This is a genomic window from Natrinema sp. CRL1 (assembly GCF_059162405.1).
This window is the reverse complement of sequence record NZ_JBLVOY010000003.1, coordinates 263,625-278,986: the sequence shown is the minus strand read 5'-3', so window position 1 is coordinate 278,986 and position 15,362 is coordinate 263,625. Positions and strand designations below refer to the sequence as shown.

Annotated in this window: 14 protein-coding genes; 11 read left to right on the top strand and 3 right to left on the bottom strand. The window is 64.0% G+C overall.

Annotated features, from left to right (window positions below; genetic code table 11):
• Nucleotides 1-2 precede the first annotated feature (2 nt).
• A complete protein-coding gene (locus ACJYUO_RS12260) occupies nucleotides 3-926 on the bottom strand; it encodes a thiamine-phosphate synthase family protein (protein WP_494345648.1) in 924 nt (307 codons plus the stop codon).
• 135 nt (nucleotides 927-1,061) lie between these two features.
• Between ACJYUO_RS12260 and mvk the strand changes: the two genes are divergently transcribed.
• From mvk to ACJYUO_RS12245, 3 genes are all read left to right on the top strand, one after another.
• Nucleotides 1,062-2,048 carry a mevalonate kinase gene (mvk, locus tag ACJYUO_RS12255; protein ID WP_494345647.1) on the top strand — a complete coding sequence of 329 codons (987 nt, stop codon included), beginning with the start codon at nucleotides 1,062-1,064 and terminating at the stop codon, nucleotides 2,046-2,048.
• Complete coding sequence (locus tag ACJYUO_RS12250; protein ID WP_494345646.1) at nucleotides 2,045-2,785, top strand: isopentenyl phosphate kinase; 741 nt, start codon at nucleotides 2,045-2,047, stop codon at nucleotides 2,783-2,785. Before mvk ends, ACJYUO_RS12250 begins: the two co-directional genes overlap by 4 nt.
• Before the next feature lie 264 nt (nucleotides 2,786-3,049).
• Nucleotides 3,050-3,454, top strand: coding sequence for a hypothetical protein (locus ACJYUO_RS12245; RefSeq protein WP_494345645.1), 405 nt, complete (start codon nucleotides 3,050-3,052; stop codon nucleotides 3,452-3,454).
• Nucleotides 3,455-3,572: 118 nt separating this feature from the next.
• On the opposite strand, the gene ACJYUO_RS12240 is transcribed toward ACJYUO_RS12245, so the two are convergent.
• Entirely contained in the window at nucleotides 3,573-5,117 is a 1,545-nt protein-coding gene (locus ACJYUO_RS12240; protein ID WP_494345644.1) for a TrkH family potassium uptake protein, read from the bottom strand.
• Between the two features lie 212 nt (nucleotides 5,118-5,329).
• Here ACJYUO_RS12240 and ACJYUO_RS12235 point away from each other — a divergent pair, with 212 nt between their 5' ends.
• From ACJYUO_RS12235 to ACJYUO_RS12220, 4 genes are all read left to right on the top strand, one after another.
• On the top strand, nucleotides 5,330-5,572 hold the full coding sequence (locus ACJYUO_RS12235) for a hypothetical protein (protein WP_494345643.1): 243 nt from the start codon (nucleotides 5,330-5,332) through the stop codon (nucleotides 5,570-5,572).
• A 143-nt stretch (nucleotides 5,573-5,715) separates the two neighbouring features.
• Nucleotides 5,716-6,402, top strand: a complete 687-nt coding sequence (locus ACJYUO_RS12230; protein WP_494345642.1) for a potassium channel family protein — start codon at nucleotides 5,716-5,718, stop codon at nucleotides 6,400-6,402.
• A 133-nt stretch (nucleotides 6,403-6,535) separates the two neighbouring features.
• Nucleotides 6,536-8,089 carry a TrkH family potassium uptake protein gene (locus ACJYUO_RS12225; RefSeq protein WP_494345641.1) on the top strand — a complete coding sequence of 518 codons (1,554 nt, stop codon included), beginning with the start codon at nucleotides 6,536-6,538 and terminating at the stop codon, nucleotides 8,087-8,089.
• Nucleotides 8,089-8,292: a hypothetical protein gene (locus ACJYUO_RS12220; RefSeq protein WP_494345640.1), complete on the top strand. Its 204-nt coding sequence runs from the start codon at nucleotides 8,089-8,091 to the stop codon at nucleotides 8,290-8,292. The genes ACJYUO_RS12225 and ACJYUO_RS12220 overlap by 1 nt, the downstream gene beginning before the upstream one ends.
• A 181-nt stretch (nucleotides 8,293-8,473) precedes the next feature.
• On the opposite strand, the gene trkA is transcribed toward ACJYUO_RS12220, so the two are convergent.
• Nucleotides 8,474-9,805, bottom strand: coding sequence for a Trk system potassium transporter TrkA (trkA, locus tag ACJYUO_RS12215; protein WP_494345639.1), 1,332 nt, complete (start codon nucleotides 9,803-9,805; stop codon nucleotides 8,474-8,476).
• Nucleotides 9,806-10,172: 367 nt separating this feature from the next.
• Between trkA and ACJYUO_RS12210 the strand changes: the two genes are divergently transcribed.
• The 4 genes from ACJYUO_RS12210 to ACJYUO_RS12195 all read left to right on the top strand — a co-directional run bounded on the left by ACJYUO_RS12210 (nucleotide 10,173) and on the right by ACJYUO_RS12195 (nucleotide 15,311).
• Nucleotides 10,173-11,519 (top strand): RNase J family beta-CASP ribonuclease, encoded by a 1,347-nt coding sequence (locus tag ACJYUO_RS12210; RefSeq protein WP_494345638.1) that lies wholly within the window; start codon nucleotides 10,173-10,175, stop codon nucleotides 11,517-11,519.
• A 1-nt stretch (nucleotide 11,520) separates the two neighbouring features.
• Nucleotides 11,521-12,573 (top strand): geranylfarnesyl diphosphate synthase, encoded by a 1,053-nt coding sequence (gene idsA3, locus ACJYUO_RS12205; RefSeq protein WP_494345637.1) that lies wholly within the window; start codon nucleotides 11,521-11,523, stop codon nucleotides 12,571-12,573.
• A 152-nt stretch (nucleotides 12,574-12,725) separates the two neighbouring features.
• The gene (locus ACJYUO_RS12200; RefSeq protein ID WP_494345636.1) at nucleotides 12,726-13,481 is read left to right on the top strand and encodes a DUF8159 domain-containing protein; all 756 of its coding nucleotides are present in this window, start codon (nucleotides 12,726-12,728) and stop codon (nucleotides 13,479-13,481) included.
• Nucleotides 13,482-13,565: 84 nt separating this feature from the next.
• Nucleotides 13,566-15,311 (top strand): glutamate--tRNA ligase, encoded by a 1,746-nt coding sequence (locus ACJYUO_RS12195; protein ID WP_494345635.1) that lies wholly within the window; start codon nucleotides 13,566-13,568, stop codon nucleotides 15,309-15,311.
• Nucleotides 15,312-15,362 lie beyond the last annotated feature (51 nt).

The window sequence follows — 15,362 nt, the reverse complement described above, 5'->3', positions numbered from 1 at the left end:
GGTTACGACGCGGCCGTCTCGAGCAAGGTGTCGATCAGTTCAGCGGCGTCGGCGGCCGTCGCGCCGAAAACGTAGGTCGCGGGTTCGATCCCGAACGCGCCGCGGTGGTAGGCGACGCGGGGGACCGTTCCGCGGTCCGCAAACTGGCGACGGAGGTGCTCGCCGCGGTCCTCGTAGTCAGCGTCGAACTCGAGTGGATCGAGTCCGCGTTCTCGGGCGGCCTCGAGCAGGTCGTCGTCGGTGGCGATATTGATAGCGCCCCGAACTTCGGGTTCGACGGCGTTTGCGGCGATGACAGCCGTCGCGACGTGTTTCGACGCGCCGAACTCCGGATTCGCCGGGATTTCAATGCGACCGCCCATGGCGTAGATCCGGCCGGGGATCGCGGCCACGTCGGTTTCGTCACGGGGATCGGGCAGGCACATGCCGACGTTCGTCCCGACGTTCGGCACGGCGTCGACCATGCCGGGAACCGAGGCGAGGGTCCGTGTGGCAGTGCGGACGTTCGCGAGCACGTCCCGCTCGGCCCGCACGTCAGGGTCGAGCCCGCGAACACAGAGGTCACAGCCCAGTCCGCGCAGTTCGGGCATCTCTTCTTCGTGAAGCTCACAGATCGGGCCTCGATCCTCGAGGCTGCGGACGAGCGAGAGGAGTTCGGCGAGGGCGTCGTAGCCGTCTAACTCGCCGCTGGCGAGGCCGTCCGCGATACGTTCGACGGTCGCGACGGTTTCGGGATCGTCCCGGAACCGGTCGTCGCCGCCGCTTTTGCCGCCGACGTACTTGCTGACCGCGGCTTGAGTCACACCGAGTTCGTCGGCGATCTCCCGCTGGGTCAGTCCGCGCTCGGCGAGCCGGGCGGCCAGCATCGCCCGCACCGTCGGCAGGAACCGATCGACGACGAGTTCACTCGGCAAGACGAGCGACATACGACCGAGGTTCGACTGCAGGCACATAAGTCCCCTCCGCCGGCACGGGATCGGTGGACTGTCGGACGACGGTCGCGGGCGGGCGGCAGCGACGACAAAGATAGCTATTAACCGTCGTCGGACGAACGGCCGGGCATGACACTCTCGAGCGCTCCCGGGAAGGTGTATCTATTCGGGGAGCACGCAGTGGTTTACGGCGAGCCCGCCGTTCCGTGTGCGATCGAGCGACGAGCACGGGTCGAGGCGACCCGACGGGACGACGGCCGCCTCCGAGTCAATGCCGAGGATCTCAGCCTCGACGGGTTTACCGTCGAGTACGGCGCAACCGCGGACAGCCGGCCCGACGTCGACGTGCCGGAGTCGCTGGTGACGGCGGCGACCCAGTACGTGGACGGCGCGATCGAGCAGGTCCGGGCGGTCACCGGCGAGGACGACGCCGGCTTCGACGTCACGATCGAGAGCGACATCCCGCTGGGTGCCGGACTCGGTTCCTCGGCGGCGGTCGTCGTCGCCGCCATCGACGCTGCGACCCGCGAACTCGGCGTCACGCTCGAGCCGGAGGAACTCGCGAAGCGGGCCTATCAGACGGAGTCACAGGTCCAAGAAGGACAGGCCTCGCGGGCCGACACGTTCTGTTCGGCGACCGGCGGCGCGGTCCGCGTCGAGGGCGACGACTGCCGCTCGCTCGAGGCACCCGACCTGCCGATCGTGATCGGGTTCGACGGCGGCGCGGGGGACACCGGCCGACTGGTCGCGGGCGTCCGCTCCCTGCGCGAGGAGTACGATTTCGCGGCCGACACGGTCGAAGCGATCGGGGACATCGTCCGGAACGGCGAAGACGCGCTCGCCGACGGCGATGTCGAGGAGATCGGGCGGCTGATGGACTTCAATCACGGCCTCCTCTCCGCGCTCGGCGTCTCCTCGCGCTCGCTCGATACGATGGTCTGGGCGGCTCGGGACGCGGGTGCCCACGGCGCGAAGCTCACCGGGGCCGGCGGCGGCGGCTGTATCGTCGCGCTCGACCCCACAGAAGAGACGGAGACGGGACTGTCCTTTACGCCGGGCTGTAAGGAGGCCTTCCGCGCGGAACTCGCCGAAACCGGGGTGAAGCGGCTCGAATGATCGTCCTGAAACTCGGCGGGAGCGTCATCACCGAAAAGGACCGTCCGGAGACCCTCGACGGCGCGACCCTCGAGCGAGCGGCCGACGCGATCGCCGCGGCGATCGATGCCGGGCTCGAGGATCTCGTGGTCGTCCACGGCGGCGGGAGTTTCGGACACCACAACGCCAGCGAACACGGCATCAGCACGACTGATGGGACCCACGACGCGAGCGCGGCACTCGACGTCCACGGTGCGATGAAAACGTTGAACCAGTTCGTTTTGAGCCGCCTCCTCGAGCGCGACGTGGACGCGGTGCCGGTCCACCCGTTCTCGGCGGCCCACCGGGATAGCGCGGGGGACCTCGACCTGCCGACCGGCCAGATCGAAACGATGCTCGGCGAGGGGTTCGTCCCGGTCATCCACGGCGACATGATCGCCCACGCCGGCGCGGGTGCGACCGTGATCAGCGGGGACGAACTGGTCGCGGCGCTGGCTCGTGACCTCGAGGCCGACCGGGTCGGTCTCTGCTCGACGGTTCCCGGCGTGTTAGACGACGATGATGGGGTAATCGGCCGGATCGACGATTTCGAAACCGTCGCCGACGTGCTCGGGGCCAGCGACGCGACGGACGTGACCGGCGGGATGGCCGGCAAGGTGCAGACGTTGCTCGAACTCGAGGCCGAGGCGTCGATCTTCGGGCTCGAGGAACTGGAATCGTTCCTCGAGGGCGAGAATCCGGGGACGACGATCGACTGAACTCATCGCGGTCGGTGGATCGTGATAAGAACGATAGTAGCAACTGAAACAATTCCCACACTGATCGCGAAGCTGTCATCCAATTTGGTCTGCAGTGGCTTTCGGTGAAGGTGTCATAGAACCGTGCAGACATCAACAGTGTTGACCTCACCTATCGTTAAATACAGAAGGTGTATTAATTAATAATGCCACAGGTACAATGGGATTGTCAGAACGAGCATGAATGGGGTGAATAAGTCACCTTCAGTGACACGTAGGTTAGCTATGTCCCCGAAGCGGCGAACCATTCTCCTGGGCGGTGCGGCGGTGGCTGGGTTTGGAGCTATTAGCTATCACCAATTGACAGCCTGTGACGAGATTGCTTGCTTTTCATTTGAGTATCAAGGTGCTGATGACGCACCCAACAGATTAGATATTCAGCATACGGGTGGACAGGAGACCCTGCAAGCGGGTGACGTGTACTTTAGCGAGGTTGTTGTCGATTGGGAAGCCCGAGAGACAGATACCCTCGCGTGGTCTGAGTTGGATGATGAAATGGAGCCAGGTGACACGATCGATGGGGATGAAATACGGCTCATGACGAAGACCGATATTGTGGAGATTCACTGGCGTCAGGGTAATGGCGAGGAAGTCATCGGAGCCTGGGTGTACGATGACGATGTTTCATAAGCAGACCTACCTAGCGGCTGGTTCGATCATACAACTGTTAAAATAAACCCCGTAGCAAGAATTCTGTGACGCCATTTTTCAGTGGCTACGAGAGTGGCGTTCGAAATTCGCCGGCGGCTCAGCGGGTCCAGAACCCGCCCGTGAACATGACGAGCACGGGGATAATCTCGAGGCGGCCGATCCACATCAGGAAGATCATCAGGAGCTTCGAGGGGATCGGGAAGGCCAGATAACTGCCGAACGGGCCGAGGAATCCGAACCCGGGGCCGATGTTCCCGATCGTCGCGAGGCTCGCGCTGAACGCCTCAAGCGGCGTTACGTTGTCGATGGCGGCGACGCGACTGGCGTCGAGGGCGATGAGCAACGTTGCGAGCGCGAAGATGAGGAGGTACATGAACGTAAAGCCGAGCACGCCGCGGATGGCGTCCTCGTCGACGACGTTGCCGGCGAGCCGGATCGGGCGGACGACCTCGGGGTGGGAGGCCGTAAACAGCTCTCGGCGGAGCACCTTGAAGACGATCAGCCACCGGACGACCTTGACGCCGCCGCCGGTCGAGCCGGCACAGCCACCGACGAGCATGGCGAACAGAAGAACGATCTTACCCGTCGAACTCCACTCGACGAAGTCACTCGTCGCGTACCCGGTCGAGGTCAGCAGCGACGCGATCTGGAAGGCGCTCTGTCGCAGCGAGTTCTCGAGGACACCATCGGTCACGCCGCCGAGGTCGCCGAGGGCCGGCGCGGCACCGGTATAGAGGATTCCAGCCAGGAGAACGGTCAGCGCACCGATCGCGCCGATATAGGCGCGAAACTCCGAATTGCGGACGAAGCGGTGGCCCTCTCCGCTGAAGACGTGCCAGAAGAGGGCGAAGTTCGTCCCCGCGATGATCATAAACGGGATCGCGGTCCACTGGACAATCGCGGAGAACGCCGCGACGCTGTCGGCCTCTGGCGAGAACCCGCCCGTCGGAAGCGTCGTGAACCCGTGGGCGACGGCGTTGTAGAGGTTCATTTTGGGTGCCATCCCCGCGTGGTGGAGCCCGTAGAGAATGGCGATATACACGATGGTAAAGGCGAAGTAGACGAGCCAGAGGATCCGCGCCGTTTCGGCGATTCGCGGCGTGAGCTTCTGTAGCTCCGGTCCCGGTGCTTCCGACTCGACGAGCTGTGCGCCGCTGACGGCGATCTCCGGCAGGATCGCGACCATCAACACGATGATCCCCATCCCGCCGAGCCACTGGGTGAGCTGTCGCCACATCATCACGGCATGGGAGTGGCGCTCGAGCGAGATCTCGCCGAGCACCGTCGCCCCAGTCGTCGTGAATCCGGACATCGACTCGAAGAGGGCGTTGACGGGATGGGCGAGCGTCGATTCGGTCCCCCAGCCCGCGAGCACGTACGGCACCGCGCCGACGACCGCGACGGCCAGCCACGAGATCGCCACGAACAACATCGCCTCGCGGACCTCCAAGTCCGGTTCGGGCCTGAGTTGCTCGAGGCCGTGACCGACGGCGATCGTCAGCGCGATCGTCGCGACGAACGGGAACGCGGGATCACCGTAGATGAGCGCCACGACGAGCGGGATCACCAGCGGGACAGAAAGATACTTGAGGACGGTTCCGACGAGCGCCAGACTGGCCCGCCAATCAGTACGGAGCCGCATAGCACACCCCGATTTCGCAGTCACGTCTGGACACGATATCTAACGGCATTTCGATTCGGTCGTATTAATCCATCGTAAGCACACGTCACTGCAACGGTCGTCGATCCCGTCTCCCCGCGAATCGTGGTGTAACTCGGATCAATTCGGCGTGAGACTCCCGTATCAATAGACCGTCGCAAGAGACTATATACGAACGGCGCGTATACTCCACCATGAGCGTTCGACTACCAAGCGTTCGCCATCCGCACTCGTTTTACGACGTGTTCAGCGTCGTCGCCGCGGCGGTGGCGATCATGGCCCTCGTCCTCGCGGTGCGATACGGGTCGGTCATCCGACTCGAGCTGGTCGTCTTCATGGCGATCGTCTTCCTGTGGGTCGGCTGGGCGATCGAACGGATTCTGGCCGAATCCGAAGCGCGGTCGAAACGGCGACGGCAGACGCCGCCATGGAAGTAACCCCGTCGCGGTCGGCTCCTCGATACCGGCCTGCGCGGTGACGGGACGAAGACGGGCCGGCCGGTTCGGACTCGAGGTCGACGGTCCTGTTCGGGTTCAGTAAAACGATATATTTTCAACGGATACTCGACAAGATCGGTGTAATGTATATCGTCATCGTCGGTGCGGGCGATATCGGGATGCCGCTCATCGATATCGCGACCCAATCGGGAAACGAGGTCGTCGTCATCGAGACCGACCCCGAACGCGCGGATCGGGTCGCCGGTGAATACGATTGTCTGGTTCTGAACGACGATGCGACGGCCCACGATGCTCTTTTAGATGCCGGAATCGAGAAAGCCGATGCCCTGATCAGTACGACCGACCGGGACCCGACCAACATCATGGTCTGCCTGCTCGGGCAGGAACACGAGGTCCCCACGATCGTCTCGGTGGTCCACGATCCCGAACACATGAACGTGTTCCGCCAGATCGGCGTCAACACCATGGAAAACCCCCAAGAGCTCATCGCCGAATACCTCTACCGAGCGGTCGCTCGCCCGGCAATCGTCGACTACATGCAGATCGGCGAGCAAGCAGAGGTGTTCGAGATCCGGGTCACCGAAAACACGCCGATCGACGGGAAGACGCTCATCGAGGCGGCGGACGAGAACCTCCTCTCCGAGGACGTACTGATCGTCGCGATCGAACGCAACGGGCGAGACCAGCCGATCACGCCGCGAGGCGGGACGACGGTTCAGGCCGGCGATTTGCTCACGGTCTACTCGGCGTTCGGCGCCGATCCCGAACTCACCGACGTGTTCGGCCACCCCGAAGACCGATTACGATGATGGCGGACGCGAGCGGGCGGGACACCCGTCCCGATCGACCGCGACGGATGGCCTCGAGCGAGCGGCCCCGAACTCGAGGGCGTGATCGGCGGCGCGGTGCAGACTCGAGTTCGACGGGTGCGAGGAGGGACGCATGAACGAGGCGGCGGAAACGATCGGTCGGGACTTGGGGCGCATGTTTCAGGCACTGGCCGGTCTCCTGTTCGTCTCGATCCTCATTCCGCTGGTCTGGGGCGAGTACTACGCGATTCCGGCGTTACTCGTCTCTGCGCTGATCCCGTTCGGTATCGGCTACGTCCTGAGTTCACGGTTCCGGAAGGCGGCCAAGCCCGGCAAGCTCCACGGGATGATCATCGCCGCGCTGGGCTGGTTCTGTGTCGCGATTTTCGGCTCGCTTCCCTTCGTCTTCATCGCGTGGACCGTCGAGTTCGCGCCGCCGGCTTTGGGTGGCGCGTCACAGGCGTCGACGTCGACGCTCGCGGCGTTTACGAACCCGCTCAATGCGCTGTTCGAGAGCATGAGCGGCTTTACTGGCACCGGGCTGACGATGACCGATAACGAGGAGGTCCTGCCCCGTACGCTCCAGTGGTGGCGCTCGTTCATCGAGTGGGTCGGTGGCGTCGGCGTGATCGTCCTCACGACGGCGATCCTCGCCCGGCCGGGAAGCGGATCGCTTACACTCTATGAAAGTGAGGCCCGCTCAGAACGGATCCATCCGAGCATCGTCTCGACAGTGCAGACGATCTGGTGGATCTTCATCCTGTTTACCTTCGTCTCGATCCTGCTGCTCTGGGTCGTCGGGATGCCGATCTGGGGGGCGATCAACCACGGGATGACCGGCCTCGCGACCGGCGGGTTCTCGATCACCGACAACTCGATCGCCACCTACGACAGCGCCGCCATCGACTTCGCGTTGCTGCCGATCATGCTGCTGGGCAGCATCGCCTTCCCGGTCCACTACCTCATCTTACAGGGCGACCTGCGGAACCTCTACGCTGACCTCCAGACCCGCTGGGTGTTCATCTACATAGGGATCGGGACGGTTCTGCTCACCGCGTTAGTGTACGTCGGCGACACGTACGACTCCCTGTTTACGGCGTTCCGGTACGGCTCGTTCCAGTTCGTCTCGGCGGCGACCTGCGCCGGCTTTCAGACCGCCGTCGACGCGACCAACGTGGCCCTCGGACGCTGGCCGACCCAAGCCCAGCTCACCGTCTCCTTCGGGATGCTCATCGGCGGCGCGGCCGGATCGACCGTCGGTGGGATCAAGCTGATCCGCGCGCTCACGCTGCTGAAGGGCATCCGATTCCGTATTTCGGACGTCTTCTATCCGGAGACTGCCGTTCGCCGGCTCCGAATCAACGGCCGCCGTCTCAACGAACAGGAGGTGCGCCAAGAATTCGAGGAAGCGGCGATCATCACCGCCCTCTGGTTGATCTTCCTCGGAATCGGCACGTTCGTGCTCCTCCTGTTGCTCCCCCAAGGCGAGTACACCCTCGAGAACGTGCTCTTCGAAGTCGCGAGCGCACAGGGGAACGTCGGCCTCTCCGCAGGCATCACCGGCCCCGAATCGCTGCCGACGCTCGGCAAGATCATGTTCCTGTTCAACATGTGGATCGGCCGCCTCGAGATCATCCCGGTGTTGGTGTTGCTACGAGCCGGCTTCCGCCGCGGAGGGCTCTACTAATGCTTGGAAGCGAGCTGCCGATCGTCGGCGAACTTCTCGAGTCGGGTGCCGAAGATCGGGTCTTCGATTCGCTCCTGCTCGTCGGCCCGCTCCTGATACTCGTGATCGCGGTCGCCGGCAGGTCGATGCTGACGACCGGACTCGCCGCCGCCTACGTCGTGTTCTTCGTCGCGTACGTCCTCTACCGCGGCGTTCGGCACTGAAGCGGGCGTTCGAACGCGAGGTCGGGGGATCGGGAATTGGGCTCGAGGTCGGGGATCGGGAACGCGAGTCTCGAGCGGCCGCAATCCCGAGTTGCGGATACTATCCGGCGACGGGTTCGTCTACTAGCTATCCGACGGCGATCGACTGCGCACCTCGAAAGAAGACGACCAGAGGGGGTTCCTAAATCAGTTCGACGACCTCGTCGAGCGCGGCCGCGTCGACGAAGACGATGACGTGGTCGCCGGGCTGGACGACCGTGGACCCACGCGGCGTGATGTGTTCGCCGCCCCGGGAGATCGCACCGATGACGACGCCGTCGGGGAGGTCGTTCGTCGCAGCGGCGATGTTCCGGCCGACGAGGACGCTCTCTTCCCCGACCTCGATCTCGATGACCTCCGCCCGGTCGTGCTCGAGCATCGCCACCTTCTCGGTGTTATCGGTCCGGGTAAAGCGGACGATTTCCTCGGCGGTCTCCTCGCGGGGGTTGATCGCGACGTCGACCCCGACGGTCTCGAAGAGGTCGGCGTACTCGGGGTTCTCGATGATCGCGACGGTCCGATCGACGCCGAGCCGGTCGGCGAGCAGGGAGACGAGCAGGTTCTTCTCGTCGCTGTCGAGGGCGGCGATCACGACGTCGGCCTCGCCGACGTGCTCGCGGGCGAGGAACTCGGAGTTGGTCGCGTCGCTTTCCATAACCATCGTGTTCGGCAACTCTTCGGCGACCTCGCGGGCCCGGTCGTGGTCGCGTTCGATCAATCGCGGCCGGAACCCGTGGTCCTCGAACTCGCGAGCGGTCTGGAAGCCGATCTCGCTCGCGCCGACGATGACGACCTCTTCTGCCTCGTCCGGCGTGCAGGCGACCTCGTCGGCGAACTCATTGATCGACTCCGGACTGCCGATCACGACGACCCGGTCCCCGCCTCGAATCACCGTGTCGCCTCTCGTGACGACCATCTCGTCGCCCCGGAAGATCGCGGCGAACGTGAGCGAATCGTAACAGTCGGCCTCGCTGACGGTCAGATCGGCGATCGGGCTGTCCGTCACGATATCGAACTCGGCCATACGGACGAGCCCGCCGGCGAACGTATCGACGTCGTGAGCGCTCGGAAGTCCGGAAATTCTGAAGATCGCCTGTGCAGTCAGCAGGTCCGTACAGACCATGAAATCGACGCCGAAGGCCCCCTGTGACCCCTGCCACGTCTCGAGCAGCGTGCGACGGCGGACCCGCGCGATGGTAAACACCTCGCTCGTCGCCTTCGCCGCGCCACAGACGACCGCGTTCGTCTCGTCGTTGTCCGTACAGGCGATGACGAGACTCGCCTGTTCGAGGCCGGCCTCGCGCAGCGTCTCGAGGTCGGTCCCGTCGCCGTGGATCGTGAGCACGTCGAGCGAGTAGGTGAGTTCTTCGACCAGTTCGGCGTCCTGATCGATGACGGCTACGTTGTGGCCGTCTTCCAGATTCGCGGCGATCGATCGGCCGACCTCGCCGGCTCCGACGATGATTACGTACACGACGATCCCTCCGAAAGCATGATAGTGGCAACCGGTTTCGGAGCGACCGGCAAATGGATTGCGGTGTCAGAAGGGGGCGGGCCGATTCCAACGAAGATGGCCTCAGTCGGCGATACGGGCTGCGTGAGGCGAAACGAGCTAACCCACTGCGTTTTTAACACCCGGGCGTGTATGGGCCAGTAGCGAAACCCGCGGGCAAGTGCGTTCGGGGCTTGCGATGTCGCGAGCTATCGAAGACGGAACCGCCGTCACGCCGAGCGCATAGCGGGATGGCCGACGCGCTGCAAGACGCCGGGGCCGTACACGACTAGGCGTCCGCGGACCGTTTCGATGAGAGTCCATTCAGCGGCTTTCAGTGCTACGAACCATGGAAATCGAAATCGCAACCATTGGCGGCTACGAAGAAGTCGGACGGCAGATGACCGCCGTCCGCGCCGGCGACGACGTCGTCATCTTCGACATGGGTCTGAACCTGTCACAGGTTCTGATCCACGACAACGTCGAAACCGAGCGGATGCACAGTCTCGACTTGATCGACATGGGCGCAATTCCGGACGACCGGATCATGAGCGACCTCGAGGGCGATGTCAAAGCCATCGTGCCGACTCACGGCCACCTCGACCACATCGGTGCCATCTCGAAGCTGGCACACCGATACGACGCGCCGATCGTCGCGTCGCCGTTTACGATCGAGCTGGTCAAACAGCAGATCGAGGGCGAACAGAAGTTCGGCGTCGAAAACGACCTCGTCAAGATGGAGGCCGGCGAGACGATGTCGATCGGTGACCGCAACGAACTCGAGTTCGTCAACGTCACCCACTCGATCATCGATGCGATCAACCCCGTCCTCCACACGCCCGAGGGGGCCATCGTCTACGGCCTCGACAAGCGGATGGACCACACGCCGGTCATCGGCGACCCGATCGACATGGAGCGGTTCCGCGAGATCGGCCGCGAAGGCGAGGGCGTCCTCTGTTACATCGAAGACTGTACCAACGCGAGCAAGAAAGGGCGCACCCCCTCCGAGAAGGTCGCCCGCGAACACCTCCGGGACGTTCTCTACAGCATCGAGGACTACGACGGCGGTATCGTCGCAACCACCTTCTCGAGTCACATCGCCCGCGTGAAGAGCCTCGTCGAGTTCGCGGACGATATCGGTCGCCAGCCGGTCTTGCTCGGCCGCTCGATGGAGAAGTACTCCGGGACCGCCGAACGGCTCGACTTCGTCGACTTCCCCTCGGATCTGGGGATGTTCGGCCACCGCAAGTCTGTCGACCGCACGTTCAAGCGGATCATGAACGAGGGCAAAGAGAACTACCTGCCGATCGTCACCGGCCACCAGGGCGAACCGCGTGCGATGCTCACCCGGATGGCCCGCGGCGAGACCCCATACGAACTCGAGGAAGGGGACAAGGTTGTCTTCTCGGCTCGCGTCATTCCGGAGCCGACCAACGAGGGCCAGCGCTATCAGGCCGAAAAGCTACTCGGCATGCAGGGCGCACGGGTCTACGACGATATTCACGTCTCCGGCCACCTCAACCAGGAGGGCCACTACGAGATGCTCGACGCGCTCCAACCCGAGAACATCATCCCGGCCCACCAAGATATGAGCGGCTTCTCGAGCTACGTTAACCTCTGTGAGAGCGAGGGGTACAAGATGGGGCGAGATCTTCACGTGACGCGCAACGGCAACCTCATCCAACTAGTCGACTGATATGACGAGTCCCGAGGCACGCGAAGAGGCGGTGCTCGAGGCGATTCGGCAGCGCCGCGAGCAGGTTAACGAAGCGATTCCAGAGGAGTTACCGATCCAGCGGCCCGAACGGCTCTACGAGGCCTCCCGATATCTGCTGGACGCAGGCGGCAAGCGGCTGCGGCCGGCAGTACTCTTGACGACCGCGGAGGCACTGACCGATACTGAGCCGCTGTCGGCGGAGTACCGGTCGTTTACATCGCTCCAGCAGGGCCACGCGGTGGACGTAATGGCTGCCGCGGTCAGCGTCGAGGTCATCCAGTCGTTTACCCTAATCCACGACGACATCATGGACGACGACGACCTCCGGCGCGGTGTCCCGGCCGTTCACAAGGAATACGACCTCGAAACGGCCATTCTCGCGGGCGATACGCTCTACTCGAAGGCCTTCGAGATCATGCTCGAGACCGGCGCGGAGCCGGACCGCATCGTCGAGGCCTTAGACGTGCTCGCGACCACCTGTACGAAGATCTGCGAGGGCCAGTCCCTCGACGTGACGTTCGAGGAACGGATCGACGTTTCACCGGACGAATACCTCGAGATGGTCGAGCAGAAGACGGCCGTGCTGTACGCTGCCTCGGCGTCGCTTCCGGCGATCCTGTTGGGTGCCGACGAGGAGACGGTCGACGCGCTCTACGGCTACGGACTCGACATCGGCCGCGCGTTCCAGATCCAAGACGACGTGCTCGATCTGACCGTGCCGAGCGAGCAACTCGGCAAACAGCGCGGCAGCGACCTTGTCGAAAACAAACAGACCCTGATTACCGTCCATGCCCGCGAACAGGGCGTCGACGTTGACAACCTGGTCGACACCGACGACGTCGATGCGGTCACCGAGGCCGAGATCGACGAGGCCGTCACCGAACTCGAGGCCGCCGGGTCGATCTCCTACGCCAACGAAACGGCCCAGGACCTCGTCGAACAGGGGCAGAACCGACTCGAGGTGCTGCCGGACAACGAGGCCCGTGACCTGCTCTGTGAGATCGCGGATTACCTGATCCAGCGCGGGTACTGAGACGCCCAGCGCGCTCGCGGCGGCTATTCTTGTCTCGGTCCACGAGTTTCTAACAGTCTGCCGCTCGAGCGAGAGATCGTATCGTCTGCCGGCCGAACTCAGCGTTCGATATCGTCCGGGTCTTTTTGCAGGTTCCTCCCCGAGCGGTGAGTATGACTGACGACTCCCCGCACGGATCGACCGGGACCCCCTCTCGACGGCACTTTCTCGGCACGGCCGCGGCCGTCGGCACGGCCGCGACCGCCGGCTGTGTCGGCTCGCTGCTCGGGACGACCGGAGCGGACGAGAACGAAATCGAGCCAGTCGAGCCGAGCGAGCCCCGGAAGGGAACGCCCGGCGAGTTCTACGCGCTCGTCGAACGAAACGACCTGGCAGTCCAGTCGCTTCGCAAAGACGGCTCCGATCTGGTACTGATCTACGAATCCAACGCCGCGACCGAATCGGAGTCGACGACGGAACTCGAGGTCATCACGACCGTCTACAACGAGAACCTCGTGAAAAACGACGCGGGGATCGACATGCTCTACGCGGAGGTAGCGAACCCGTTCGACGGGCAGGCACACGGCTGGGGCGTCAAGACCGAGTGGTGCGAGCGGTACAACGCGGCCGTCGAAGGCAGCGGCAACGAGAGCAGTAGCGACGACGGCGACTCGAGTGACGGAGCCGCGGGTGACGGCGGGTCGATGGACGACGGCGAGGACGCCGAGACCAACGAATCCACGGGCGGCGAGTCCACCGATGATGGTTCGGACTCCGAGGGCGGCGAAACGGACGCTACCGAGAGCACGACCGGCAACGCGAGCGCAAACGAGACCGACGGTGGGACGGCCGCCGCGAACACGGCCGCGATGGTCCTCATGAGCAACGTCCTCAACTCGAGAGTGTACGCCGAGGATCTCGAGGACTGAGACCGAAACTGCGCCCGCGGTCTTCGGACCGGACGACACGGCGAATCGCGAGGGTTTTGGGCCGGGCGCGACTATCCCGAGGTAATGAACGACGAGTTACGCGAGCGCGTCGAGCGCGAGGCCGAAAAGCACGCGCTGTTAAACGCCGTCAAACACGAGAGCGACGCCGATGTCGGCGCGATCATGGGGCCGCTGATGGGCGACAATCCCGACTTCCGCGAGCACGGCGACGAGATCCCGGGGATCGCCGGCGGCGTTATCGGTCGGGTCAACGACCTCGAGTACGAGGAAAAACGCGAGCGCCTCGAGGAACTCGCACCCGAGGAACTCGCGGAGATCGAGGCCGAAGACGAGGACGACGAACACGACCTGCCGGACCTGCCGAACGCCGAGGAATACGACGAGATTCGGATGCGGTGTGCACCGAACCCGAACGGGCCGTGGCACGTCGGCCACGCCCGGATGCCCGCGGTCATCGGCACCTATCGCGAGCGCTACGACGGCTGGTTTTGCGTGCGCTTCGACGACACCGACCCCGAGACCAAGCGCCCCGATCTCGAGGCCTACGGCGCGATCCTCGACGATCTGGACTATCTCGGCTTCGAACCCGACGCGACGTACAAGGCGAGCGACCGGCTCGAGACCTACTACGATCATGCCCGCGACCTCATCGAAATGGGCGGGGCCTACACCTGCTCGTGTTCGGGCGAGGAATTCTCGGAACTGAAAAATTCCGGCGAGGCCTGTCCCCACCGCGACAAGGACTCGGAGACGGTGCTCGAGGAGTTCGAGGCCATGATCGACGGCGAGTACAGCAGCGGCGAGATGGTCCTCCGCGTGAAGACGGACATCGAACACAAGAATCCCGCCCTGCGTGACTGGGTCGCCTTCCGGATGATCGATACGCCCCATCCCCGCGAGGAAGCCAGCGAGTACCGCTGCTGGCCGATGCTCGACTTCCAGTCCGGCGTCGACGACCACCTGCTCGAGGTCACCCACATCATCCGCGGAATCGATCTGCAGGATTCGGCCAAACGCCAGCAGTTCGTCTACGACTACTTCGGCTGGGAGTACCCCGAGGTCATCCACTGGGGTCACGTCCAACTCGACGACTACGACGTCAAAGTAAGCACGTCGACCATCTCGGAACTGATCGAGAACGGGGAACTCGACGGCTGGGACGACCCGCGAGCACCGACGCTGAAGAGCCTGCGCCGCCGGGGCATCCGCGGCGAGGCCATCGTCGAGGCGATGACCGGCCTCGGCACCTCGACCACTGACGTCGACCTCGCGATGAGTTCGGTGTATGCGAACAACCGCGACCTCATCGACGAGGAGACCGATCGCCGATTCTTCGTTCGCGACGGCAATCAGATCCCCCTCGCCGGAGAGCCGCCGGCCGAAGCGACCCCGCCGCTGCACCCCAACCACGAGGAGCGCGGCGTCCGCGAGATTCCCGTCGGCGACTCGGTCATGCTCGAGGTAGACGACATTCCCGACGGCGAGGACGGAGACCAGCGCATCTGGCTGAAAGGATTCGGCTGTTTCCGCTTCGACGACGGCGTCCTCCGGTACACGGACGACGACATCGACGCGGTCCGCGAGGGCGGCGTCGACGTCGTCCACTGGGTTCCCGCGGACGAGAGCGTCCCGGTCCGCATGCGGACGATGGACGGCGACGTTCGAGGTCACGCCGAACCGGGCGTCGGCGACCTCGAGCCCGACGAAATGGTGCAGTTCGAGCGCGTCGGATTCGCGCGAATCGACCGACACGAAGCCGAAAGCGACGACGAGGACGAGGAGACGGTCGCGTACTACGCCCACCCCTAATCGGGATCGCCGCCAGTCGAGTATCCTATAGTAGCCACTGAAACGATTTAC